Here is a 23,888-nt window from a genome sequence, read left to right as displayed (position 1 = left end):
GCAAGGCTGACACCGCCCTCTATCCACGCTATATGCGCCGCTTCAGGCAAGGATGCGGGACAATGACAGGAACAAGACGATCCAGCGAGGGGCTCGACGTCCGCCGCCGCAAGCTTCTGTTTCGATCCTGGCATCGCGGCATGCGTGAAATGGACCTCATTCTCGGAAGTTTCGCCGACGTCGAGATCGGCGCCTTGACCGGCGACGAACTCGACCAATATGAGAGGCTCCTCGACATTCCCGATACCGAATTCCTGGCCGTGGTCACAGGCGAACGCCCCGTCCCGCCCGATATCGACTGTGCCGTCCTGCAAAAAATCCTGGCGTCGCGCCAGGCGATGACATTCTGAACACGTGATTCCATGAGCCTGATTCCCACTATCGGTCTGCCCAAGGGCCGTGCCGGCCAGTTCATCGTCGACGGCGTCGCCGACGGCTATGAAGCCTTTGCGCTGGTGCAGGCCGCGCACGAGATCGCGCCTGATAAGCCAGTGCTGTTCGTGGCGCGCGACGGCCAACGCCTACCCTCGATCGTCGAGGCGCTTTCATTCGCAGCACCCGGCCTGCCGGTGCTTGAACTGTCGGCTTGGGATTGTCTGCCCTACGACCGTGTCTCGCCCGGCTCGGATGCCGCTGCACGGCGGCTCGACGCGCTCACCGCGATGATTGCGCTGGCGAAAAAACCGCACCGCGCCGTCGTTCTGACCACCGCCAATGCGCTGCTGCAGCGCATTCCGCCGGCAAGCCTCGTCGAGGCGCAGACATTTCACGCCAAACCCGGCAACCAGATCGACATGAACGCACTGGTATCGCGGCTGGAGATATCGGGCTTCGAACGGGTGCCGACGGTACGCGGCGTCGGCGAATTCGCGGTGCGCGGCGGCATTCTCGACCTGTTCGCGCCGGGCTGGACGGAAGCGCTGCGGCTCGATTTCTTCGGCGACACGCTGGAATCGATCCGCGTCTTCGACGCCGCCACGCAGCGTACCACCGGCCAGCGCAAGTCGATGGCGCTGCAGGCGATGAGTGAAGTGGCGCTGACGCCGGAGACCATCAGCCGTTTCCGCCGCAGCTACATCGAAGCCTTCGGCGCGCCCTCGCGCGACGATGGGCTCTATGCGGCGGTCAGCGAGGGACGGCGCTTCGCCGGCATGGAACACTGGCTGCCGTTCTTCTACGAGCGGCTGGAGACGGTGTTCGACTATCTGCCGGACACGCCTGTCGTGTTCGACCATCTGGCGCATGAGGCGCTGGCAGAACGTCATACGCTGATCCTCGATCATTATGAGGCGCGCAGGAAGCAAGCGGACGGCGCGCTGAAGGACGCCGTGCCCTACAAGCCGGTGCCGCCGGACCTGCTTTATCTGTCGCCCGAAAACCTCACCGCCTCACTTGGGCCGCGCGAAGCGATCGACTTCACGCCGTTCGACGCGCCCGACACCGGCGCGAGGAAAATCTTCCATGCCGGCGCGCGGCATGGCCGCAGCTTCGTCGAGGAACGTGCCGATCCCAACATCAACGTCTTCGACGTCGTCGTAAAACACATTGCCGATGAGCGCGCCGCCCGCCGCCGCGTCGTCATCGCCGGCTGGACCGAAGGTTCGCTCGACCGGCTCGGCCAGATCCTGGCGGAACATCATCTCGGCAATCTCAAGCCGGTCGCCACCCTGGCCGAGGCGGAAAAGCTCGAACCGGGGCAGGCGGCACTTGCCGTGCTGCCGCTCGAATCCGGCTTCGAGACCGAGAAACTGGTCGTCGTCGCCGAGCAGGACATTCTAGGCGACCGGCTGATCCGCCGCTCGAAGCGCAAGAAGCGTCCTTCCGACTTCATCGCCGAGGCCTCGGCATTGTCCTCCGGCGACATTGTCGTCCATACCGACCACGGCATTGGCCGCTTCATCGGGTTGCGCACCATCGAGGCAGTCGGTGCGCCGCATGATTGCCTCGAAATCCATTATGCCGGCGACGACCGGCTGTTCCTGCCGGTCGAGAACATCGAACTTCTGTCGCGCTATGGTTCTGACACAGCCGAAGCGACATTGGACAAGCTCGGCGGTGGCGCCTGGCAATCGCGCAAGGCGCGGCTGAAGAAGCGGCTGCTCGACATGGCCGGGCAGTTGATCCGCATCGCCGCCGAGCGGCAGATGCGCGCTGCTCCTTCGCTGGTGCCGGCCGATGGCCTCTATGGCGAGTTCGCCGCGCGCTTTCCTTATGAGGAAACCGACGACCAGCAGACGGCGATCGATTCGGTCATGGACGATCTGGGCGCTGGAAAGCCGATGGACCGGCTGATCTGCGGAGATGTCGGCTTCGGCAAGACGGAGGTCGCCCTTCGCGCCGCCTTCATCGCGGCGATGGAAGGGTTTCAGGTCGCGGTGGTTGTCCCGACGACGCTTCTGTCGCGCCAGCATTTCAAAACCTTCTCGCAACGCTTCTCCGGCCTGCCCATCCGTGTCGCCCAAGCCTCGCGGCTGGTCGGCGCCAAGGAACTGGCCGAGACGAAAAAAGGTATCGCCGAAGGCACGGTCGACATCGTCGTCGGCACTCACGCGCTGCTCGGCGCCTCGATCTCGTTCAAGAATCTCGGCCTGTTGATCATCGACGAAGAACAGCACTTTGGCGTCAAGCACAAGGAACGACTGAAGGATCTGAAGAGCGACGTGCACGTACTGACGCTGTCGGCGACGCCGATCCCGCGCACGCTGCAACTGGCATTGACGGGCGTGCGCGAACTGTCGCTGATCGCCACGCCGCCGGTCGACCGCCTGGCGGTGCGCACCTTCATCTCGCCCTTCGACCCGCTGGTCATCCGCGAGACCCTGCTGCGCGAGCGCTACCGCGGCGGTCATTCCTTCTACGTCGTGCCGCGCATCAGTGATCTCTCGGAAATCCATGATTTCATGAAAGAATCCGTACCCGAGTTGAAAGTTGCCGTCGCTCACGGCCAGATGCCGCCCGGCGAGCTCGACGACATCATGAATGCCTTCTATGACGGCCAGTACGACGTGCTGCTGTCGACCACCATTGTCGAATCCGGCCTCGATATCCCGACCGCCAATACGCTGATCGTGCATCGCGCCGACATGTTCGGCCTGTCGCAGCTCTACCAGCTGCGCGGCCGCGTCGGCCGCTCGAAGGTGCGCGCCTATGCGCTGTTCACGCTGCCGGCCAACCGCAAGCTGACCGACACTGCGGAGCGCCGGCTCAAGGTGCTGCAGTCGCTCGACACGCTGGGCGCCGGCTTCCAGCTCGCCAGCCACGATCTCGATATCAGAGGCGCCGGCAATCTTCTCGGCGAAGAGCAGTCTGGTCATATCAAGGAGGTTGGCTTCGAGCTCTACCAGCAGATGCTGGAAGAGGCTGTCGCCGAGGTGAAGGATTCCGGCGAGGTGCAGGATGGCGGCTGGTCGCCGCAGATCGCCGTCGGCACGGCGGTGATGATCCCGGAGAGCTATGTTCCGGACCTGCAGCTGCGGCTGGCGCTCTATCGCCGCCTCGGCGATCTCGAAAACACCGAGGAGATCGACGCCTTCGGCGCCGAGCTGATCGACCGCTTCGGCCCGCTGCCGGAGGAAGTGAAGCATCTCTTGAAGATCGTCTTCATCAAGGCGCTTTGCCGCAAGGCCAATGTGGAAAAGCTCGATGCAGGGCCAAAGGGCGTCGTCATCCACTTCCGCAAGCGCGAGTTCTCGAACCCCGTCGGACTGGTTAGGTTTATCGGAGAGCAGGGCTCGCTGGCCAAGATCCGGCCGGATCACAGCGTCGTTTTCGTCCGCGACTGGCCAACACCTGAAAAGCGGCTGGCAGGATCCGCCGTCGTCATGACGCAATTGGCTCGGTTGGTGGAGAAGGCTGCGTAGCAAGGCGTTGCTGGTGCTTTAGCCAATGACTACGCCGGCAGTTTTGACGCGCCACGCCATTCGCCACACGTCCAAATCCGGTCTAGAATAGGAAATCGGGTTCGTGTATGGAGCCGCGATCCCATATTGGGGCGAATGGCGGGCGATGGCACCCGCTGGAAAGAGCGTTGGGTACAACGATGACGAAATGGTCGCCGAATTCGTGGAGAGCAAAGCCGATCCAGCAGGTTCCTGCCTATCCGGATATTGCCGCGCTGAAGAACACGGAAGCCCAGCTCGCCACCTTTCCGCCGCTGGTTTTTGCAGGTGAGGCGCGCAAGCTGAAGAAGCAGCTTGCTGCTGTCGCTGCCGGTGACGCATTCCTTCTGCAGGGCGGCGATTGCGCCGAGAGTTTTGCCGAGCATGGCGCGGATAACATTCGCGACTTCTTCCGCGTCTTCCTGCAGATGTCCGTGGTGCTGACCTTCGCCGGCGCGCAGCCGGTGGTGAAGGTCGGCCGTGTCGCCGGCCAGTTCGCAAAGCCGCGCTCGTCCGACAACGAGACCAAGGGTGGTGTGACGCTGCCCAGCTATCGCGGCGACATCATCAACGGCATCGAGTTCGACGCAAAGTCGCGCATTCCCGATCCCGCACGCCAGGAGATGGCCTACCGCCAATCGGCGGCGACGCTCAATCTGTTGCGCGCCTTCGCTCAGGGCGGCTACGCCAGCCTGGAGAACGTGCATCAATGGATGCTCGGCTTCGTTTCGGACAGCCCGCAGGGCGAGAAATACGGTGCGCTCGCCAACCGCATCACCGAGACGATGGACTTCATGAAGGCCGTCGGCATCACCTCGGAGACCAACTACGCGCTGCGCGAGACCGACTTCTACACCAGCCACGAGGCGCTGCTGCTCGGTTACGAGGAGGCGCTGACCCGCGTCGATTCGACCTCAGGCGACTGGTACGCCACATCGGGCCATATGATCTGGATCGGCGATCGCACCCGCCAGCCCGATCATGCCCATATCGAATACTGCCGTGGCATAAAGAACCCGCTTGGCCTGAAATGCGGCCCATCGCTGACGCCGGACGGCCTGTTGCAGCTCATCGACCTGCTCAACCCGGAGAACGAGCCCGGACGGCTGACGCTGATCGCCCGCTTCGGTTCCGACAAGGTCGCCGACCATTTGCCGAAGCTGGTGCGCGCGGTGAAGAAGGAGGGCCGCAGCGTGGTGTGGTCGTCGGATCCGATGCATGGCAACACCATTGAGGCTGCCGGCTACAAGACGCGGCCATTCGACCGCATCCTGAAGGAAGTGCAGACCTTCTTCGAGGTGCATCGCGCCGAAGGCACGCATCCGGGCGGCATCCATATCGAGATGACCGGCAAGAACGTCACCGAATGCACCGGCGGCGCCCGCGCCATCACCGCCGAGGAGCTGCAGGATCGCTACCACACCCATTGCGACCCGCGCCTCAACGCCGACCAGGCTATCGAGTTGGCGTTCCTGGTCTCGGACCTGCTCAAGAAGAGCCACCCGATCCAGCACAAGCAGGCCGTGAACGGCTGATTTCAGTCGGCATCGATATTCATGAAGCGCCGGAGAAATCCCCGGCCCCTGAGGAACCCCTGGACGGCTCATCGCCGTCGGGCATCTCCGGGCTGCCTCCCTTGGCTCTTGCTATGTTGTTGAGTGCTCTGATCACTCTATGCCGTGGTTCCATGCGCTCATGAAGCACTCGAACGACAATGACGCCGATCGTCTCGTCCGAAAGGCGACCCTTCATATAATAAAGGCAATGCGCGGCACCTCCGCGCCTTCTCGCAGCGATCTCCAGGTGCAGCAGTCGAACACCCGCAGCGAGTTCGGCGCGCTCGATGGAACCTGGTCGATCCGGATCTTCCGAGACTAGCTGGATACTGAGTTCGATGATGCGCGCGTAGGCACGGGTTTGCTTCGGACCGAACATCTGCATCGTATTTCGCAAGATGTCCCTGATATCGCGTTCGGCGGGTTCGGTAAGCTCGTGCCTCATCTCTTGGGTGATTCGAGTATCACCTCGTCGAGGATGTCACTGACGCTTTTCTTCGAGAAGCGTCCTGCGTCGGCGGCTTCCACCCCAATACTGATTTCGCGGTGAAGGATGGCGAGTTTCTCCGCCTGCTGGGCCTTCTCGTGTCGCAGCAAGCGCAGCGCTTCCCTGACGACTTCACTCGAGGAGCCGTAACCGCCTTGAGCGACTTCATGGTCCACGAATTCGACCATATCGCTTGGAAGGCTTACGTTCATCGTTGCCATATCGCTTCCTCCGCCTCTGGGCTTCGCCTGATAAATGAGAGTTTGGCAATCTTTGTCAATCGCAATTTTAGCGCACCGCCAGATTGGTGTTTTCGGGTCGAGGTCGGTTTCATAGCTGGCAGTTCGAACACGCCCGCTTTATGTCGCATTTGCTCGTGCGCGGCGGCTATAAAGCTGGAATCCTACCGGAATGCCGGGGATGGCGATTTCGTTTGGAGGCCGAGATGGATGACAATCATAGCGGATCATGTCTGTGCGGAGCCGTGCGGTTCAAGACGCGGGGACCCTTGCGCGGGGTGATCTATTGTCATTGCTCGCAGTGCCGGAAGCAGACCGGGCATTTCGTGGCCGCAACCGCTGCCAAGGACGCCGACATCGATATCGAAGGGAAGGATGCGCTCACCTGGTATGGTGCTTCCGATGTGGCCAAGCGCGGGTTCTGCAGCACCTGCGGTTCGCTACTGTTTTGGAAGCATGGCGAACTGGACTCGATTTCGATCATGGCCGGCTCCTTCGACAGGCCGTCAGGCCTCTCCAGCCAAAGCCATATCTTCGTCGGCGACAAAGGAGATTATTATTCGATCGACGATACGCTGCCCCAGTTCGAAAGGTCGGCCCCGTCGATCAAGGTCGCCGACGAATGATTTTGCAGCGATAGCCTTATTCCCTTGATCCGGCCATTGCGCTATCCCCTGCCGGTGATTCGGAAAGGTTTGGTATGCAGCGGCTGATCGATGCTTTCTTCAATTCGGTGCGGGCGTTTCAGAAATTGGCCGCCAGCGAAAAAGCCTTCCAGCAGGAGCTGATGCTGCTCGTACTGGCGCTGCCGCTCGGCTGGTTTGTTTCGGTGTCCTGGCGCGGCTATGCGCTGCTGATCGGCGCGGTGCTGCTCCTGATCATGGTCGAAGTGCTGAACACCGGCATCGAGGCGGCATGCGATGCGTTCAGCCGGGAGTTCAACGTCGATATCCAGCTCGCCAAGGACTGCGGTTCGCTGGCGGTGCTGATTTCGGTGGTGATCGTTGCCGGCGTTTGGGGCATCGCCATCATCGAGCGGATCTTGGGCCTACCGATCTGACGCTTCAGGCACTACATGACGGTTACCACGGCCTGATCCCGACCATGAGCTATTCCGAAAACCGGCATGCGCTTTTCGGGATCATGGCCTGAGGAGACCGTCATGTCGGAAGCCGCCGATTTTCTGTTGCTCGAGCGGGCAGGCCTGCCGGACGATCTGCGCTGGCTGACCGAAAAATATCCGCGAGAGGTCTGGCAGGCACATTCCAACATTCACGGCATCGCCAACATGTGGCTGCAGCGGCACGACATGTTCCGCGAGCTCGGCGGCATGCTGACCAACGGCATTGGCGACTATCGCGAGGGCAGGCTGACGGCGCCGGAGTTTGCTCGCTGGTTCGCGCCGCGCCTCAACCATTTTCTCGGGAATCTCGACGGCCACCACAATGTCGAGGACCATCATTATTTTCCGGCGTTCGCCAAGGCGGAGACAAGGCTGAAGCGCGGTTTCGAGATTCTCGATGCCGATCATCACACGATCCATGAAGGGCTGGAGCGCAATGCCGAGACGGCGAACGCCTTCATCCGCACGCTTCAGGAGAGCGAGGACAAGCAGCGCTTTGCTGCCGATGCCTATGCCGACGAGAACAGCCGCCTGATCGCCATGCTGACCCGGCACCTTGCCGATGAGGAAGACCTGATCATTCCGCTGATCCTCGACCGTGGCGACCGGGCGCTCGGTGTCGACTGATCCTCACATTTCCTTAGCGTCCTTGGCACGTTCTTTCTTGGCGACGTGATGGGCGATGAACCACGCAAGGATCGCCGCTGCCAGGCCAATCGCCAGAGCGATCAGCAGTCGCTCGTGACGGGCCAGCGCCTGCCCGACGATGCGCTCCGCGCTCAGCCCGAAGACATAGCCGATGGTGCCGAACAATGCGGCCCAGATGATCGATGAAATGGCGTTGAGGATGACAAAGCGCGTCACGGCAATACCGGACAGTCCGGCCGCGATGCCGCCGACCAGCCGCAGGCCATAGATAAAGCGGTTCGACAGCACGAAAATGTCGGGATGGCTGGAGACAAGACGATAGGCGTGGCTGAAGCCCGGCCGGCTCCTCAATTTGATCACGAGCGGATGGTCGGCGAAGCTTCGGCCAAGGGTGAAAAAGAAAGTGTCGCCGACAAAGGCGCCGATGGCGGCCGCCATAAACGCCTGCCACAGGACGAAGACATGCTGATGCGCGAAAAAACCGCCAAGCAGGGCGGCACTTTCGCCCTCGGCGATACAGCCCAGAAAGACGGCAATCAGCCCATACTGTTCGATGAGATTGTGGATGGCATCCGTCATGGACGCGTCCGCTGCTTCGACAGAATCTCATCGATCCGCTTCACCTGTTCGGTCAGCTGCGCGATCTCGTCGCGCATGCCGACGATCTGGCTGTGGCGCAGTTCGTCCAGCTTCTCATGCAGCGCCATGATCTCGATCTCGGCCTTGAGATTGACCTCGTAGTCGTGGGCGGCGTCGATGCGGTCGCGCTCGGCCTGGCGGTTTTGCGCCATCATGATCACCGGCGCCTGCAGCGCAGCGACCATGGAGAGGATAAGGTTGAGGAAGATGAAGGGATAGGGGTCGAAGGCGGCGCGCGACAAAAGCCAGACATTGCCTGATGTCCACAGAATCAAAAAGACGATGAAGCCAACAATGAAGGACCACGAGCCGCCGATCCGGGCGATGCTGTCGGCGAGGCGGTCGCCAAACGTCTGGTGAAAAGCGACAGCCCTATTGGTGTCCTTCGCGATCGTGGTGCGTTCGAGCGTTGATTTCAGCACCTGGCTCTCAAGCGCACTTAACCCGTCTGGCCTTCGCTTCAGCCAGCGGTTTGCCAGCTCTTCGATCGTCTTGTTCATTGTCGCCTCCGTCGTCAGCGTCCGCGATAGACCTAGAGGCTGCCGGTTCGCACGGGAAGTGGTAGATTGACGCGATAAGGTGAGGAAACAATGATGGATTTTCAAAAAATCCGCGCCCGCGCGGCCAAACGCAAGGGCGGGGAAGCGGCCCTAGCATCGCTGCTGGGGCCTATGCCCGACAACGCCGCTGTGGCTGACGTTACCGACGACCGCATCCTCTCGACCATGGCCGAGCGTGTTTTCGCCGCTGGTTTCGTCTGGCGCGTCATCGAGCAGAAATGGCCTGGTTTCGAAGAGGCATTCCTCCGCTTCGAGCCGAAGCGGCTGCTGTTCCAGCCGGACGATTTCTGGCACGATCTGGCGTTCGACCAGCGTATCGTGCGCAACCCGCAGAAGATCAAATCCGTCCGCGACAACGCGGCCTTCGTCGAGCGGGTGTCGAAGGAGCATGGCGGCTTCGGCGAATTCCTCGCCGCTTGGCCTGCCGACGACCAGGTCGGGCTGATGGCCTATCTCGGCAAGCATGGTAGCCGGCTTGGCGGCCACACAGGCCAGTATTTTCTGCGCTGGCTGGAGTGGGATGCCTTCATTGTCTCAACCGACATGGCAGCTGCACTTCGCGACGCCGGCCTCGACATCGCCGAAAACCCGACATCGAAGAGGGATCTCGATAAGATCCAGAACCAGATCAATGCCTGGGCAGCGGAAACCAGCCTGCCGCGTCGGCACATTTCGCGCATTCTGGCGATGTCGATCGGCGAGAACCATTCGCCGGAAGCGCTGCGCGAATATATGGGTGAATAGGACAGAACATTGGTCCAAGCAAACGCCATTGCCCAGGCGATTTTGCCGCGCTAAGTCAGCAGGCATGACCGACAAGACCGCTTCCGACATATTGCGCATCGCCGTCGCCCAGCTCAATCCGACGGTGGGCGACGTCGCCGGCAATCTCGCCAAGGCGCGCGAGGCGAGGGCGGATGCCGCCCGGCAGGGCGCCGACCTCGTGCTGTTCACCGAGCTTTTCCTCGCCGGCTATCCGCCGGAGGATCTGGTGCTGAAGCCTGCATTCCTGAAGGCCTGCGAGCGGGCGGCGCAGGATTTCGCGGGCGATACCGCCGATGGCGGGCCGGGCGTCATCATCGGCACGCCGCTGAAGCGCAAGAGCGGCACGCACAATTCGATCATCGTTGCCGATGGCGGCAAGATCCTTGCCGAGCGCTACAAGCTCGATCTGCCGAACTACGGCGAGTTCGACGAGAAGCGCGTCTTCCAGGCCGGCCCTGAAATGCAGGGGCCGGTCAATTTCCGCGGCGTGCGTCTGGGAATTCCGATTTGCGAGGACATATGGGGCGATGTCGGCATCTGCGAGACGCTGGCCGAAAGCGGCGCTGAAATCCTGCTGGTGCCGAACGGCTCGCCCTACTATCGCGGCAAGGTCGACGTTCGCCACCAGATAGTCATTCGACAGGTTATCGAATGCGGATTGCCGATCATCTACGCCAACCAGCTTGGCGGTCAGGACGAGTTGATCTTCGACGGAGCGTCGTTTGCCATAGGCGCCGACAAGACGTTGGCTTTCCAGATGAGCCAGTTCGAGGAGACGGTCAACGTCACCACCTGGAAGAGAAGCCGCCCCGCCGCGGGCGCACAAAATGGAAATAATCCCGAAGTGTGGGTCTGCTCCGAAGGGCCGATGTCGAAAATCCCGGAGAAGGAGGAGGCCGACTATCGCGCCTGCATGCTGGGCCTGCGCGACTACGTCAACAAGAACGGCTTCAAGAATGTGGTGCTCGGACTTTCCGGCGGCATCGATTCGGCGATCTGCGCCGCACTTGCCGTCGATGCGCTCGGCGAGGAACGGCTGCGCGCCGTGATGATGCCTTACCGCTACACTTCTAAGGACTCGCTCAAGGACGCCGAGGATTGCGCCCGTGCGCTCGGCTGCCGCTACGACATCGTGCCAATCTTCGAGCCGGTCGAGGGATTCCTGCATGCGCTGACGCAGCTTTTCGAGGGCACCAAGGAAGGCATCACCGAGGAAAACCTGCAGAGCCGCGCGCGCGGCACCATTTTGATGGCGATCTCCAACAAATTCGGCTCGATGGTGGTCACCACCGGCAACAAGAGCGAGATGTCGGTTGGCTACGCCACGCTCTATGGCGACATGAATGGCGGCTTCAACCCGATCAAGGACCTCTACAAGATGCAGGTCTACGCGCTGTCGCGCTGGCGCAATACGCACGTGCCTCCTGGCGCGCTAGGCCCCTCCGGCGAGGTGATCCCGAACAACATCATCGACAAGGCGCCGTCGGCGGAACTGCGCGAGAACCAGACGGACCAGGATTCGCTGCCGCCCTATCCGGTGCTGGACGACATCTTGGAGTGTCTGGTCGAGAACGAGATGGGTGTCGACGAGATCGTTGCCCGCGGCCACGACCGGGCGACGGTAACGCGCGTCGAGCACCTGCTCTATATCGCCGAATACAAGCGCCGGCAGGCGGCGCCCGGCGTGAAGATCACCAAGAAGAATTTCGGCCGCGACCGCCGCTATCCCATCACCAACCGGTTCAGGGATGGCGGATAGGCGCGATTTCGGCTGTCCAGAATGATCAACGCCGCAGCCATGCCCGACTGTGAAATCAGCTTTGACGTGTCGCGCTTCGACTTCCGGGCGACCTCCGACCTGTTGATGGCAAGCTACTGGGGCAGCGGGCGCAGCGACGAACTCCATCGCCGCGCCTTTGCCAATTCGCTTTGCGTCGGCGCCTATCTCGACGGCAAGCAAATCGGTTTCGGCCGGGCGATCACCGATCGCACGGTGTTTGCCTATCTCGCCGATATCATCGTCTGGCCGGAATATCGCGGGCGAGGCATTGGTACCCGGCTTGTCCAGGCGCTTATCGATCATCCGGATTGTACGACAGTCACCCATTGGAGCCTGTCGACCAACGATGCCCATGCGGTCTACGAGAAGCTCGGCTTCAGGCCGTCCACAGATGGCCGCTACATGAGGCTCGACCGCATCGCGGCAGCCTGAGCGGGCGTACAACCCGCGATTGTTGCAAAATGGTCTCACTGGTTAGACCAGATGTGCTTTCAGTAGCTCTCTGGCTTGGCGACGTGTCGAGGCGTCTCTATAAGACTTTCTCCGCGATTCCCTTGTGGGAGGACCGAATGGCAGGATTTGACATCGTTATGCGAGGCCGCGAAGCCTAGGTCTCAGATGGCGCGTCGGAAGGTTTTCACCTTCACGGCCTAGCCCATCCGACAACAGGCGTTCGTCGATGCCGGTCGCCGCCCGTATTCGGGCGAGCCGCCAAATATGCCGAACCTCCGCATTCCCGGGCGCTAATTCGCCCAACGCGGGTTTTTTCAATTTTCGACCTTACCGGGACCGGGCTCGTTTGCGCCCGAATGACATCATGGCTCGTTTTCAGATAGATTTGCGCGCGGGCGCCTTTCGCACTGTCCTTGGCTTCACGCTCAGCCATTGGCGGCGCCAGCCGTGGCGGCTTTCGCTCATCATGGGCACGTTCCTGCTGTCGACCTCGGCCGACGTGCTGACGCCGCTCTATTCCGGGCGATTGGTCGATGCCGTCGCCAGCAGCGCGACGGCCGATGAGATCGCGTGGAACGCAGCGATGGCGGCGTTTTCCATGCTGGTGGCGCTGGCGCTGGCGGGCGTCGTTCTGCGCAACCTCGCCTTCATGGGCATCACCGACCTGACGCTGAAGATGATGGCCGACATTGCCGCCGACGCCTTCCACCGTGTTCAACGGTTTTCCACCGACTGGCATGCCAACAGCTTCGCCGGATCGACCGTGCGCAAGATAACCCGTGGCATGTGGGCGCTCGACCTGCTCAACGACACGATCCTGATTGCGCTGCTGCCGTCGCTCGTCATGCTCGTCGGCTCGACGCTGCTGCTCGGCTGGTTCTGGCCGCTGATGGGTGCGGTCGTCGCCGCAGGCTCGGTGCTGTTCATAGCGGTGACGGCGCTGCTGTCGCTTGGCTATGTCGCGCCGGCGGCAAGGCTTGCCAACGCATGGGACACGCGCCTGGGCGGTTCGCTGGCCGATGCGGTGAGCTGCAACGCGGTGGTCAAAGGCTTTGGCGCCGAGGAACGCGAGGAAACGCGCCTTGCCAAAGTCGTCGCCAGATGGCGCGCCCGCACACGCCGCACTTGGGTGCGCGGCACCGTCAACGGCACCGCTCAAGGGGTGATGCTGCTGCTTCTGAGAACAGCGGTGATCGGCTTCTCCTTGCTTTTGTGGACGTGGGGGCAGGCGAGCGCCGGCGATGTCACTTTCGTGTTGACCTCGTTCTTCGTGCTGCAAGGCTATTTGCGCGATATCGGCACGCATATCCGCAATCTGCAGCGCTCGATCAACGACATGGAGGAGCTGGTCGACTTCCAGTCCGAGCCGTTCGGCATCGAGGATGCGCCCGGCGCCAAGCCGATCCGCATCACCGACGGCCGCATCAGCTTCGACAACGTCACCTTCCATTATGGCAGCCACCGCCTGCCGCTCTATCGTGACTTTTCAGTGGATATCGCGCCGGGCGAACGCGTCGGGCTGGTCGGCCATTCGGGCTCGGGCAAGACGACCTTCGTCAAGCTGATCCAGCGCCTTTACGACGTGAACGCGGGAACGATCCGGATCGACGGCCAGGATATTGCGGGGGTGGCGCAGGCGTCGCTGCGCGGGCAGATCGCCATCGTCCAGCAGGAGCCGATCTTGTTCCACCGGTCGCTGGCCGAGAACATCGCCTATGCCCGGCCGAGCGCCACGCAAGCCGAGATCGAGCATGCCGCGCGGCTAGCCAGTGCGCATGACTTCATCGTCGACCTGCCGAAGGGTTACGGCACGCTGGTCGGCGAGCGCGGCGTGAAACTATCGGGCGGCGAGCGCCAGCGCGTGGCGATCGCACGCGCTTTCCTTGCCGATGCGCGGATCCTCATTCTGGACGAGGCGACATCCAGCCTCGATTCGGAATCGGAGGTGCTGATCCAGCAGGCGATGGAGCGGTTGATGGTCGGCCGCACGACGCTGGTCATCGCGCACCGGCTTTCGACGGTGCGGGCGCTGGACAGGCTTCTGGTGTTCGATCGCGGCCGCATCGTCGAGGAGGGCTCGCATGATCAGCTGATCCGGCTGCAAGGAGGCATCTACCGCCGGCTGTTCGAGCGCCAGGCTCTCGAATTGACCAAGGGACTGGTGATCTGACGGAGTGCTGCGCGTCCATTAGAGCGACGTGCGTCCACTTGGACGCACAAAGTACGCTCTAACACTTTGAATCTGCGCATCGTGCTTTCCGAAATCGGTTCCGATTTCGGGCCGATGCGCTAGGACGCGCGGCGCTCCAGCCTTTTCATCGCCTTCGTCATGTTCTATGTCTGCCGCCAGGCGCGGGGGCGTGTCTTGTCAATACGAAAATCATCCGGTACGCCCCGTTCATGACAGTTACCGTCCGTTTCGCCCCATCCCCGACCGGCCGTATTCACATCGGCAATGCGCGCACCGCGCTGTTCAACTGGCTGTTCGCCTTGAACAACAAGGGCCGCTTCATCCAGCGCTTCGACGACACCGATGTCGCGCGCTCAACGCAGGAATTCTCCGACGCCATTCTCTACGACCTGCATTGGCTGGGGATTTTTCCTGATGCGACCGAATACCAGTCGCGGCGTTTCGAGATCTACGATGCGGCGATGGAGAAATTGAAGGCGGCGCGCCTTCTCTACGCTTGCTACGAGACCCCGGAAGAGCTCGATCTCAGACGCAAGGTGCGCCGCACGCGCGGCCTGCCGCCGGTCTATGGCCGGGAGGCATTGACGCTGACGTCGGAGCAGGTCGCCGAATACCAGGCCGATGGCCGCCGGCCGCACTGGCGCTTTCTCCTGCCCAATTTCACCAGTGATCCGCTTCAGCCGGAACGCACCGAAATCCACTGGAACGATCTGGTTCGCGGTGAAGAAACCGTCGATCTTGCGTCGCTTTCCGACCCGGTCCTGCTGCGCGAGGACGGCACTTATCTCTACACTTTGCCCTCGGTGGTCGACGACATCGAAATGTCAGTCAGCCATATTATCCGCGGCGACGACCACGTCACCAATACGGGCGTGCAGATCGCCCTGTTCCAGGCGCTGGGTGCCGAGCCGCCGGTGTTCGGCCACCACAACCTGTTGACCACCGCATCGGGCGAGGGCCTGTCGAAGCGGACCGGCGCGCTGTCCATCGAAAGCCTGCGCGAGACCGGCATAGAGCCGATGGCCGTCGCTTCGCTGGCCGTGCTTGTCGGCACCTCGGAAAATGTCGTGGCGGTGCCTGACATGACCGAGCTTGCCCGGCGCTTCGATCCGGCCGCGGCGTCGAAATCCGCCGCCAAATTCGATCCGGACGAGCTTTTCGTACTCAACCGCACGCTGCTGCACCATATGCCGTTTTCCGAGGCGCGCGACCGGCTGATCGTGTTCGGCATATCAGGCGAACAGGCCGAGCCCTTCTGGCTGGCAGTGCGCGGCAATCTCGACAGGCTGGCCGATGCGGCAATCTGGTGGCGCACACTTCGCGACGGCCTGCAGGAGCAGCCGGACTTTTCCGACATCGACCGCGATTTCCTTCGCCAGGCGTTCGACCTGTTGCCGGAAGACCCGTGGGATGGATCGGTCTGGAAGGAGTGGACGGGCAGGATCAGGGAAGCGACCGGCCGCAAGGGCAAGGCGCTGTTCATGCCGCTCAGGCTGGCGCTTACCGGACAGCCTTCGGGGCCGGAGCTGGCGGATCTGTTGCCGCTGCTGGGTCGGGAAGGAACGCTGGCCCGACGGCCCTGACCTTGCGCTGTTCCGGCGGCAGCAGAGTCGTCGGCGGGGGTTTAACCAAAGTCTCGGGGTCGGCGCCTGGATCGGGTCTGGCAACAGGCACCGGAAAGAACGACGTGGTCTCTCCATTGGCTTCAGTCTGTTCCGGGCTTGGCGGATTGCCGGCAATGATCTCGAAATTCCGTGCGGCGTTGCAGCCGCAGGCCGGCGGACGTGAGATCTCGGGCTGCTTGTAGAGATAGGCGGTCGGCAGTTCGCTGTAGGGCCTGCCGGTGACCGAAGACGTCATGTCGGCCGAATCGTCGCCAATGCCGCGCGTATAAAACACCTGCATCTCGGTGCCGGGGCAACTCGAATCGCAGTTCTTCTGGTCGCGCTCGAAATCGCCCAGCGAGGCGGCGTTCGACATCGGGAAGAAATAGCCGTCGCAGGTGCGCACGCACATTGTGCGGAATTCGCCGCCACGGCGCGGCGGGCCCATGCGGCTTGGCTGATTGACCATGGCGCGGACTTCGTCGGGATCGCTCGGCTTGTCCAGCGCATCGGGCCGACTTCTGGCGTCGCGCAATAGCCGATCGAGCAGATTTCCTTTGCCGTTTTCACGATTCGTTTCCCGCAGCGGCGCGCGCTTCGGAGCGACGATGCTGTCGCGGCAGCCATTGGCGTTGAGCGAGGCCAATATGCGGATGCGGTCGCGCCGCGAGCCGCCGCCGGCGAGCTGCGCGCGCTTCGCCTGCAGGGCATCGAGATTGGCGTTCATGCGGCCAAGCGTGGCGTCGAGTGCGGCGCAGGCGTTTCGATTGCGGTCGAACAGCGAAAAGCCGCAGCCGGCTCTGTTGGCCTGGCGGCTTGCCTTTGCAATCTGCTCGCGCTGCCGTACGATCGCGTCGTCATATTTCCTGAGCAGTGCCGGCTTGCCGCCGCCGCCGCGCGAAGCGGCCGCGAGATCGGCCTCCAACTGGCGGCAAACACGGGATGCGGCCTGCGGCTGAGTGACGGCAAAGCTTGATAATGCCAGGGCGGCGAGCAGCGCCGCGGCACGCGTCAGCTTCCACGCTCCGCCCATCATTCGCCCAGAACTCCGTTATCCGTCCACCGCGAATCTACCGCATCTGCGGCTGCTGTTTGCTTAGCCTACCGCGAACGGCTGCTTTAGCCCAGATTTACAACCGCCTGCGCCTTGTGGGCGGCTTCGACCACGGCGAGCGCCGTCATGTTGACGACGCCGCGCGACGTCACCGATGGCGTCAATATATGCGCCGGCCTGTCGGTGCCGAGCAGGATCGGGCCGACATGCAGCGCGTCCATCATCGTGCGCAACGCGGTGAGCGTGATGTTCGCCGAATCGAGGTTGGGGAAGACCAGCAGATTGGCTTCGCCCTTCAGCCGCGAATGCGGATAGACGCGCTGGCGCAATTGCTCGGACAGAGCCGAGTCGGCATGCATCTCGCCGTCACATTGCAGGTCCGGCGCGATGCGCGCCAGGATCGCCGCTGCCTGCCGCATCTTGAGCGCGCTTGGCGAGTCCCGTGAGCCGAAATCCGAATGCGACAGCAGCGCCGCCTTGGGCTCGATGCCGAAGCGCTGAATCTCTTCGGCCGCCAGCACGGTCATCTCGGCGATCTCCTCGGCCGTCGGATCGACGGTGACATGGGTGTCGGTCAGGAAAATGATGCCGCGCTGCGAGATCAGCATCGAAAGCGTCGACAAATCGTGATCCTTGATGCCGGCGCGCGGGCCGATAATCAGGGTGACATTGCGCAAATGCCGCTCGAAACGTCCTTCCAGGCCGCAGACCATGGCGTCGGCGTCGCCACGCTTGAGGGCAAGTGCTGCGATCACCGTGTTGTCGGTGCGCACCATGGTGCGCGCGGCCTCTGTCGTCACGCCGCGCCGGCCGGCGAGTTCGATCAAAAGGTCGACATAGTGGCGATAACGCGGATCGTCCTCGGGATTGATCAGACCGAAGTCGACGCCCGGCTTGATGCGCAGACCGTAGCGTTTCAGCCTGACCTCGATGACATGCGGACGGCCGATCAGGATCGGCTCGGCGATGCCTTCCTCCAGCACCACCTGCGCGGCACGCAGCACGCGCTCGTCCTCGCCGTCGGCATAGATGACGCGCTTGGCATTCGACGTCTTGGCCATCGTGAACACCGGCTTCATGACCAGGCCGGAGCGGAAGACGAAGCGGTTCAGCGTGTCGATATAAGCGGCAAAGTCGGTAATCGGCCGTGTCGCGACACCGGTATCGCAGGCGGCCTTGGCGACGGCCGGCGCGATGCGCAGGATCAGCCTGGGATCAAAGGGCGATGGGATCAGGAAATCGGGCCCGAAGATCGGCGTTTCGCCGGAATAGGCGCGGGCGGCGACATCGGACGGTTCTTCGCGGGCAAGGGCCGCAATCGCTCGCACCGCGGCCATCTTCATCTCTTCGTTGATGGCGCTGGCGCCGCAGTCCAGAGCGCCACGGAAAATGTAAGGAAAACAGAGTACGTTATTGACCTGATTGGGGAAATCGGAACGGCCGGTGCAGATCATCGCGTCGGGTCGTGCTGCCCGTGCCGCCTCCGGCATGATCTCGGGATTGGGATTGGCCAGCGCCAGGATCAGCGGTTTAGGCGCCATGTGCTGGAGCAATTCCGGTTTCAGCACGCCGGCGGCCGAAAGACCCAGGAACACGTCGGCGCCCGGCAGCACATCGGCCAGGGTGCGCGCCTCGGTGTCTTTTACATAGGGGTCCTTCCAACGGTCCATCTCGTCGACGCGGCCCTTGTAGGCGACGCCGAAACGGTCGGTGACCCAGATATTTTCGACGCGCGCGCCGAGCAAAACCAGCAGATTGAGGCAGGCAAGGGCCGCAGCTCCCGCGCCGGAGGTGACGATCTTGATGTCGGAGATCGTCTTGCCGGCAAATTCGAGCCCGTTGAGCACGGCGGCGGCGACGATGATTGCGGTGCCGTGCTGGTCGTCGTGGAAGACCGGTATGGCCATGCGGGCCTTCAGCCGCTCCTCGACCTCGAAACATTCGGGCGCTTTGATGTCTTCGAGGTTGATGCCGCCGAAGGTCGGCTCCAGCGCCGAGATCGTCTCGACCATGCGCTCGATGCCAGGCGCGTCGATCTCGATGTCGAAGACGTCGATGCCGGCGAATTTCTTGAACAGCACCGCCTTGCCTTCCATCACCGGCTTGGACGCGAGCGGTCCGATATTGCCGAGGCCGAGCACCGCCGAACCGTTGGAGACGACACCGACCAGATTGGCCCGCGCCGTGTAGTCGGCGGCGGTTGCCGGATTGTCGCGGATTTCCAGACAGGGCGCAGCGACGCCGGGCGAGTAGGCAAGCGCCAGGTCGCGCTGGTTGCCGAGCGGTTTCGTTGCCTGGATTTCAAGCTTTCCAGGCCTTGGATGCTTGTGGAAGTAGAGTGCGGCTTCGTCGAGGTCCGACCTGGCTGCTTTTTTGCTTTCGCCTTCCATACGGGCCTCCCTGCGATCCTGCCGTGAAGCCTTTTAGCATGCAGCGTTGGTTTTTCACGATGCCAAATGACGCAACCGCCAATTAGGCCAACTGGCCGAAAAAAACACATCTATGTCAGTCTGTTGCGCCGAAACGCTTACCTTTATTGTCACGGCCGGTGCGGGTCGCGTCGAGCGCATTGCGCGATCGGCGTCTCGGATCGTGGACGGTCAAGTCAGGTCTAAAACCTCAAGCAGTTTCCAGACGCTATCGACAATGGTCGGCCGTGGCCGCCGTTTCGCAATCACGGCAAGTGGCCACGCTGGCAGCGATGCGTCGGCGATCGATGCATACCGGACGCCCTCGAATACGAGACGCTGTGTCGATCGTGGCAGCAGCGCCGCGCCCAAGCCGGCGGACACGAGCGAGAGCATGGTCAGGGCCCGCGTTGCCTCCTGGACGATCCGAACGTCAAGGCCGGCGCTGGTGAACATGTCCAGGACACGCGCATGGAGCGCCGGGCCTTGTGCAGCCGGAAACATGATTAGCCCGTGGCGGGCGATCTCCGCCAGCGTCACCGCGTGTGACTGCCGGTCATCAGGCAGGGCGGCGACAAGATCTTCAGCAGGATAGTCATGGACGTCGAGACGTTCGTCTGTCCCGAGCGGCGGATGCACGAACCCGATGTCGATCTCACTCAGCGACAACGCGGCAATCTGCTCATTGGTGGACATCTCGATGAGCTTTGGATGGATATCAGGATATTTCTCGCGAAGCCGGGACAGGAGTTGCGGCAGATGCTCGTAGAGAGCCGCCGACACGAAGCCGATCCTGATCTCGCCGGCTTCGCCGTCATGCGCTGCGCGGGCGACGTGAAGCGCCGAATCGGCGTGACGCACGGATGCCCGGGCCTCGTCCACGAAGGCCATGCCCGCGCGCGTCAAGGCTATGCGGCGGTTGGCCCGCTCGAACAGTTTGACGCCGAGCTCCTTCTCAAGACGTCCGATCGATTGGCTAAGCGGAGGCTGCGCCATGGCCAGCCGCAGTGCGGCACGCCCCATATGCAATTCCTCCGCTACAGCGAGGAAATGTCGCAAGTGCCGAAGTTCCATATCCTGACGATATCAAAAACCATCAAAAACGTCATCGATAAGATATCAAATAGCTGACAGTCTTTTGCGGAACGCAATTGTCCCCGGAGATGTCATGATGTCCCACTTCGCCATCTTTCCCCTCGTGCTCACAGCAGCCATGATGACCGCCGCTCCAGTACCGGCAGGAGAGCCGGATCTCGTCCGGGCCGACAGGTTCGTCGAACTTCCGGCCGGCGAGCGCCTCTTCGTCCGGGAGGTGCGCCGCCCTGGCGCAGCTTCCGAAGCCAACTCCGCCGTCCTCCTCATCCATGGCGCACGCGTGCCCGGCGTAGCGTCCTTCGATCTGCCTGTTGCGGGCGGGTCGCTTGCCGCTGACCTCGCGGCGGACGGGCACCATGTCTATGTCCTGGACCTTCGCGGCTACGGCGCATCGAGCCGCCCTGCGGCGATGAACAGGCCGCCGGACCAGTCCGCTCCCCTGATGCGCACTGAAGATGCCGTGGCGGATATTTCCGCAGCGGTCGACGCCATCGCGAAATGGAGCAACGTTTCAAGGGTCGGCCTCGTCGGCTGGGCCACTGGCGGACATTGGGCCGGCGCCTATGCCAGCCGGTTTCCGCAGACGGTTGATCGGCTCATCCTCTACAACACCCTGTATGGAGGCTCAAACCAACACCCAACCCTTGGCACTGGTTCGCCGCTTGAAAACCCCGACCGGCCAGGGACGTTCAACGTCCAGGCGTTCGGCGGTTATCGGCTGAATACACGTCCGAGCCTGTTCACCGCCTGGGACGACAGCATTCCGGTCGCGGACAAGGCTCGGTGGCGCGATCCCGCGGTCACTGCTGCTTATGGTGATGCGGCACTCGCCTCCGACGAGACCGCGTCGACGCGCCAACCGCCGAGTTTCCGCTCACCGAGCGGCGCCATGGCCGACAGTTTCGAACTGGCGTTCGATCGCCGGCAATGGTCGGCGGCGGCGCTCACCATGCCCGTGCTCGTCGTCCGTTCCGGACGGGATTTCTGGAGCCGGCCGCAGGATGCGAAGACAATGGCAGACGAAGCACCAAAAGCGGAACGTCTGGACATCCCTGAAGCCACGCACTTCGTCCATCTCGACCGCGAGGCCGCGGGACGGGGTGTGTTCCTTGACGCTGTGAAGCGGTTTCTCGGTCGCCCGGAGGGATGAACCATGAAGGGCCGCCTAGGTGTCGTGCGGGAGCAGCAGCCGCAACGGTGTAGGCCGACCTACCGTCCACCCGACAGTTACTCACCGCGCGGTTGCGGGGCTACGCCTATCTCCGCTGCGCCACATCGCGACTCTCGAGCCTCCGCCATTTCCCTGCGCGTACAAACGCCAGACGTCACTACGCCGGCGCCGTTTCCTGGATGTGCACGCTTTTTTCGTCATCGATGAACGCACCCATCGCGGCGAGGTGGTCGGCGAAGCCAGCAACGAACCGCCTGACCTTCAACGGAATGAAGCGGTTCGATGGATAGACCGCATGCACGTGATGCGGTGCGTAGCGCCAGTCCGGCAGCACATATTCGAGCCGCCCTTGGGCGACGAGCGGGTCGAGTATCACCTTGTGCCCGAGGCCGATGCCGATGCCAAACAGCAGTGCCTGCTGGTTAAGGAGCGAATTGTTGGAGCACATGGTAGGCCGGATCCGCACCTCGGCCTTTTCGCCGCCTGGGCCGGTGAGCGGTACGATATCGCGGGTCGTGATGTGGGCGTAATGCAGGTAGTCATGCCCGGCAAGATCCTCTGGGCGCCGCGGACGGCCCATCCGGTCGAGATAGCCCGGCGTTGCCGCGAGTCGTCGCTCCATCACACCCAATTTGCGCACGATCAGCCGATCATCATCGATGGTCCCCATGCGGATCACGACATCGAGCCGCTCCGCGATCACGTCGACGAAGCTGTCGGTCAGCGCCACGTCGAGCATCAGTTCCGGATAGGTGCGCTTGAACTCGATTAGATAGTTGCCGAGCACACCGGCACCGAAGCTGGCCGGCGCGCCGACGGCAAGGCGTCCGCACATCTTCGATTCGAGGCAGCCGACGCTGCGGTCCGCGTCCCCGATGCGCTCAATGATGTCGCGGGCGCGCTCCAGATAACGCCGGCCGGCTTCCGTCGGCGAAACATAGCGGGTCGTACGGTCAAAGAGCCGGACGCCTAAACGCTTTTCCAGTGCGCGGATCTGCTGGCTGACGGCCGGCTGGCTCAAGCCCAACTCGCGCGCTGCCGCCGAGAAGCTGGCGGAATCGCAGACGCGTACGAAGCTGGCCAGTTCGGTCAAGCGGTCCATGATGGCAACTCCCGTCGTGATTAATAAGCAAGAGTAATAGCCGATATAAGAAACCGGCAAGTTCAAAAAGCTGAATCTATGAAGTAGACCCGCGCTCGCTCTGCCCGCAGCGCTATGATCCCAACCGGAGATGATGCCATGACGCTTTCCCGCCGCCATTTCCTCGCCAGTGCCGGCCTAGCCGGCGGCGTCTTTCTAGCCGGCGCCTCCGTTCCGGCACTGGCCCGCGCGCCACTGGCTAGTGCCCCCACCGTTGGCGCGCTGCGCCGCAAGGTGGGTTCGATCGAGGTCACGGCGCTGCTGGACGGCTATATCGACCTTAAATCGGAGCTTTTCATCGGCCTCGTCGACGCCGAGGCGGGGCGTCTGGCGGAGGCCAGCTTTGGTAAGCCCGGACCACGGCGCACGCCCGTCAATGCCTATCTCGTCAATCTTGGAGACCGGCTTGTGCTCATCGACGCCGGTGTGTCGGACGGCAGGGGTCCGGCGCTCGGCCATCTTCCCGCGGCTTTGCAGGCTGCCGGCGTTGCTCCCGACCAAGTCGACACTTTGCTGATCACCCACATGCATCCCGATCATATCAACGGGGTTCTGACCTCCGCCGGCGAGGCGCTGTTTCCCCATGCGGAGCTCGTCGTCACCGCCACTGACTACGCCTTCTGGCACGACGACGCGAACATGAACCAAGCGCCGGACGAGGCAAAGCCGTTCTTTACCGGGGCACGACGGGCTGCCGCCGCTTATGCGGACCGCCTGCGGCAAGTGGACGGCGAGCGCGAGGCGGTCGGCTCGATCCGCACAGTGCCATTGCCCGGCCACACGCCGGGCCATGCCGGCTTCATCGTCGAGTCGGACGGCGACACTCTGTTCATTTGGGGCGATGTCGTGCATATGGCGACTTATCAGTTCGCCCGCCCGGACTGGAGCATCGCGTTCGATGTCGATTCCAAACTGGCCGCCGAAACGCGCAAGCGGACGTTCGACCGGGTCGCTGCCGACCGGATGCTGATCGCCGGAATGCATTTGCCGTTCCCCGGTTTCGGACATGTCGCGCGCGACGGCCAAACCTATCGCTTCGTGCCGGCCGAATGGGCCTATGAACTGTAGTGGCGGCCACTGGGGAAGGGGCCATCAT

Annotated in this window: 21 protein-coding genes; 13 read left to right on the top strand and 8 right to left on the bottom strand. The window is 62.6% G+C overall.

Features of this window, described 5'->3' with window-relative positions; all coding sequences use genetic code 11:
* Nucleotides 1-62: 62 nt before the first annotated feature.
* From ABID19_RS19315 to ABID19_RS19305, 3 genes are all read left to right on the top strand, one after another.
* Nucleotides 63-350 (top strand): FAD assembly factor SdhE, encoded by a 288-nt coding sequence (locus tag ABID19_RS19315; protein ID WP_354492512.1) that lies wholly within the window; start codon nucleotides 63-65, stop codon nucleotides 348-350.
* 12 nt (nucleotides 351-362) lie between these two features.
* A complete protein-coding gene (gene mfd, locus ABID19_RS19310) occupies nucleotides 363-3,860 on the top strand; it encodes a transcription-repair coupling factor (protein ID WP_354492511.1) in 3,498 nt (1,165 codons plus the stop codon).
* A gap of 179 nt (nucleotides 3,861-4,039) precedes the next feature.
* Nucleotides 4,040-5,413 (top strand): class II 3-deoxy-7-phosphoheptulonate synthase, encoded by a 1,374-nt coding sequence (locus ABID19_RS19305; protein ID WP_354492573.1) that lies wholly within the window; start codon nucleotides 4,040-4,042, stop codon nucleotides 5,411-5,413.
* Nucleotides 5,414-5,432: 19 nt separating this feature from the next.
* Here the strand turns inward: ABID19_RS19305 and ABID19_RS19300 are convergent, their stop codons facing one another.
* Together ABID19_RS19300 and ABID19_RS19295 are read right to left on the bottom strand one after the other, a co-directional pair.
* Nucleotides 5,433-5,879 carry a type II toxin-antitoxin system RelE/ParE family toxin gene (locus tag ABID19_RS19300; protein WP_354492510.1) on the bottom strand — a complete coding sequence of 149 codons (447 nt, stop codon included), beginning with the start codon at nucleotides 5,877-5,879 and terminating at the stop codon, nucleotides 5,433-5,435.
* Nucleotides 5,876-6,142: a type II toxin-antitoxin system ParD family antitoxin gene (locus ABID19_RS19295; RefSeq protein WP_354492509.1), complete on the bottom strand. Its 267-nt coding sequence runs from the start codon at nucleotides 6,140-6,142 to the stop codon at nucleotides 5,876-5,878. Before ABID19_RS19295 ends, ABID19_RS19300 begins: the two co-directional genes overlap by 4 nt.
* Nucleotides 6,143-6,366: 224 nt before the next feature.
* Here ABID19_RS19295 and ABID19_RS19290 point away from each other — a divergent pair, with 224 nt between their 5' ends.
* The 3 genes from ABID19_RS19290 to ABID19_RS19280 all read left to right on the top strand — a co-directional run bounded on the left by ABID19_RS19290 (nucleotide 6,367) and on the right by ABID19_RS19280 (nucleotide 7,910).
* Nucleotides 6,367-6,786 (top strand): GFA family protein, encoded by a 420-nt coding sequence (locus tag ABID19_RS19290; protein ID WP_354492508.1) that lies wholly within the window; start codon nucleotides 6,367-6,369, stop codon nucleotides 6,784-6,786.
* A gap of 74 nt (nucleotides 6,787-6,860) precedes the next feature.
* Nucleotides 6,861-7,220 carry a diacylglycerol kinase gene (locus ABID19_RS19285; protein ID WP_292218147.1) on the top strand — a complete coding sequence of 120 codons (360 nt, stop codon included), beginning with the start codon at nucleotides 6,861-6,863 and terminating at the stop codon, nucleotides 7,218-7,220.
* 102 nt (nucleotides 7,221-7,322) lie between these two features.
* Nucleotides 7,323-7,910 (top strand): hemerythrin domain-containing protein, encoded by a 588-nt coding sequence (locus ABID19_RS19280; RefSeq protein WP_354492507.1) that lies wholly within the window; start codon nucleotides 7,323-7,325, stop codon nucleotides 7,908-7,910.
* Between the two features lie 3 nt (nucleotides 7,911-7,913).
* Here ABID19_RS19280 and ABID19_RS19275 read toward each other — a convergent pair whose 3' ends face one another.
* Nucleotides 7,914-8,510 carry a DedA family protein gene (locus tag ABID19_RS19275; RefSeq protein ID WP_354492506.1) on the bottom strand — a complete coding sequence of 199 codons (597 nt, stop codon included), beginning with the start codon at nucleotides 8,508-8,510 and terminating at the stop codon, nucleotides 7,914-7,916.
* Nucleotides 8,507-9,070, bottom strand: coding sequence for a DUF1003 domain-containing protein (locus ABID19_RS19270; RefSeq protein WP_354492505.1), 564 nt, complete (start codon nucleotides 9,068-9,070; stop codon nucleotides 8,507-8,509). Before ABID19_RS19270 ends, ABID19_RS19275 begins: the two co-directional genes overlap by 4 nt.
* A 90-nt stretch (nucleotides 9,071-9,160) precedes the next feature.
* On the opposite strand from ABID19_RS19270, the gene ABID19_RS19265 reads away from it, so the two are divergent.
* The 5 genes from ABID19_RS19265 (at nucleotide 9,161) to gltX (ending at nucleotide 15,902) form a co-directional block, all read left to right on the top strand.
* Complete coding sequence (locus tag ABID19_RS19265) at nucleotides 9,161-9,874, top strand: DNA-3-methyladenine glycosylase I (RefSeq protein ID WP_354492504.1); 714 nt, start codon at nucleotides 9,161-9,163, stop codon at nucleotides 9,872-9,874.
* Between the two features lie 64 nt (nucleotides 9,875-9,938).
* A complete protein-coding gene (locus ABID19_RS19260) occupies nucleotides 9,939-11,654 on the top strand; it encodes an NAD+ synthase (protein WP_354492503.1) in 1,716 nt (571 codons plus the stop codon).
* A 39-nt stretch (nucleotides 11,655-11,693) separates the two neighbouring features.
* Entirely contained in the window at nucleotides 11,694-12,107 is a 414-nt protein-coding gene (locus tag ABID19_RS19255) for a GNAT family N-acetyltransferase (RefSeq protein ID WP_354492572.1), read from the top strand.
* 385 nt (nucleotides 12,108-12,492) lie between these two features.
* Entirely contained in the window at nucleotides 12,493-14,298 is a 1,806-nt protein-coding gene (locus tag ABID19_RS19250) for an ABC transporter ATP-binding protein (RefSeq protein ID WP_354492502.1), read from the top strand.
* A 230-nt stretch (nucleotides 14,299-14,528) separates the two neighbouring features.
* Nucleotides 14,529-15,902, top strand: coding sequence for a glutamate--tRNA ligase (gene gltX, locus ABID19_RS19245; RefSeq protein ID WP_354492501.1), 1,374 nt, complete (start codon nucleotides 14,529-14,531; stop codon nucleotides 15,900-15,902).
* Here gltX and ABID19_RS19240 read toward each other — a convergent pair.
* From ABID19_RS19240 to ABID19_RS19230, 3 genes are all read right to left on the bottom strand, one after another.
* A complete protein-coding gene (locus tag ABID19_RS19240; protein WP_354492500.1) occupies nucleotides 15,820-16,959 on the bottom strand; it encodes a DUF2865 domain-containing protein in 1,140 nt (379 codons plus the stop codon). The genes gltX and ABID19_RS19240 overlap by 83 nt on opposite strands.
* An 83-nt stretch (nucleotides 16,960-17,042) precedes the next feature.
* The gene (locus ABID19_RS19235) at nucleotides 17,043-19,367 is read right to left on the bottom strand and encodes an NADP-dependent malic enzyme (protein ID WP_354492499.1); all 2,325 of its coding nucleotides are present in this window, start codon (nucleotides 19,365-19,367) and stop codon (nucleotides 17,043-17,045) included.
* 210 nt (nucleotides 19,368-19,577) lie between these two features.
* Complete coding sequence (locus ABID19_RS19230) at nucleotides 19,578-20,408, bottom strand: LysR family transcriptional regulator (protein ID WP_435528749.1); 831 nt, start codon at nucleotides 20,406-20,408, stop codon at nucleotides 19,578-19,580.
* Between the two features lie 145 nt (nucleotides 20,409-20,553).
* On the opposite strand from ABID19_RS19230, the gene ABID19_RS19225 reads away from it, so the two are divergent.
* Entirely contained in the window at nucleotides 20,554-21,630 is a 1,077-nt protein-coding gene (locus ABID19_RS19225) for an alpha/beta fold hydrolase (RefSeq protein WP_354492497.1), read from the top strand.
* Between the two features lie 178 nt (nucleotides 21,631-21,808).
* On the opposite strand, the gene ABID19_RS19220 is transcribed toward ABID19_RS19225, so the two are convergent.
* The gene (locus ABID19_RS19220) at nucleotides 21,809-22,753 is read right to left on the bottom strand and encodes a LysR family transcriptional regulator (RefSeq protein WP_354492571.1); all 945 of its coding nucleotides are present in this window, start codon (nucleotides 22,751-22,753) and stop codon (nucleotides 21,809-21,811) included.
* 138 nt (nucleotides 22,754-22,891) lie between these two features.
* Here ABID19_RS19220 and ABID19_RS19215 point away from each other — a divergent pair, with 138 nt between their 5' ends.
* Nucleotides 22,892-23,860 (top strand): MBL fold metallo-hydrolase, encoded by a 969-nt coding sequence (locus ABID19_RS19215; protein WP_354492496.1) that lies wholly within the window; start codon nucleotides 22,892-22,894, stop codon nucleotides 23,858-23,860.
* The last annotated feature ends 28 nt before the right edge of the window (nucleotides 23,861-23,888 follow it).

The organism is Mesorhizobium robiniae, from assembly GCF_040545535.1.
Taxonomy (GTDB): domain Bacteria; phylum Pseudomonadota; class Alphaproteobacteria; order Rhizobiales; family Rhizobiaceae; genus Mesorhizobium; species Mesorhizobium robiniae.
This window is presented reverse-complemented; position numbering and strand designations above follow the sequence as displayed.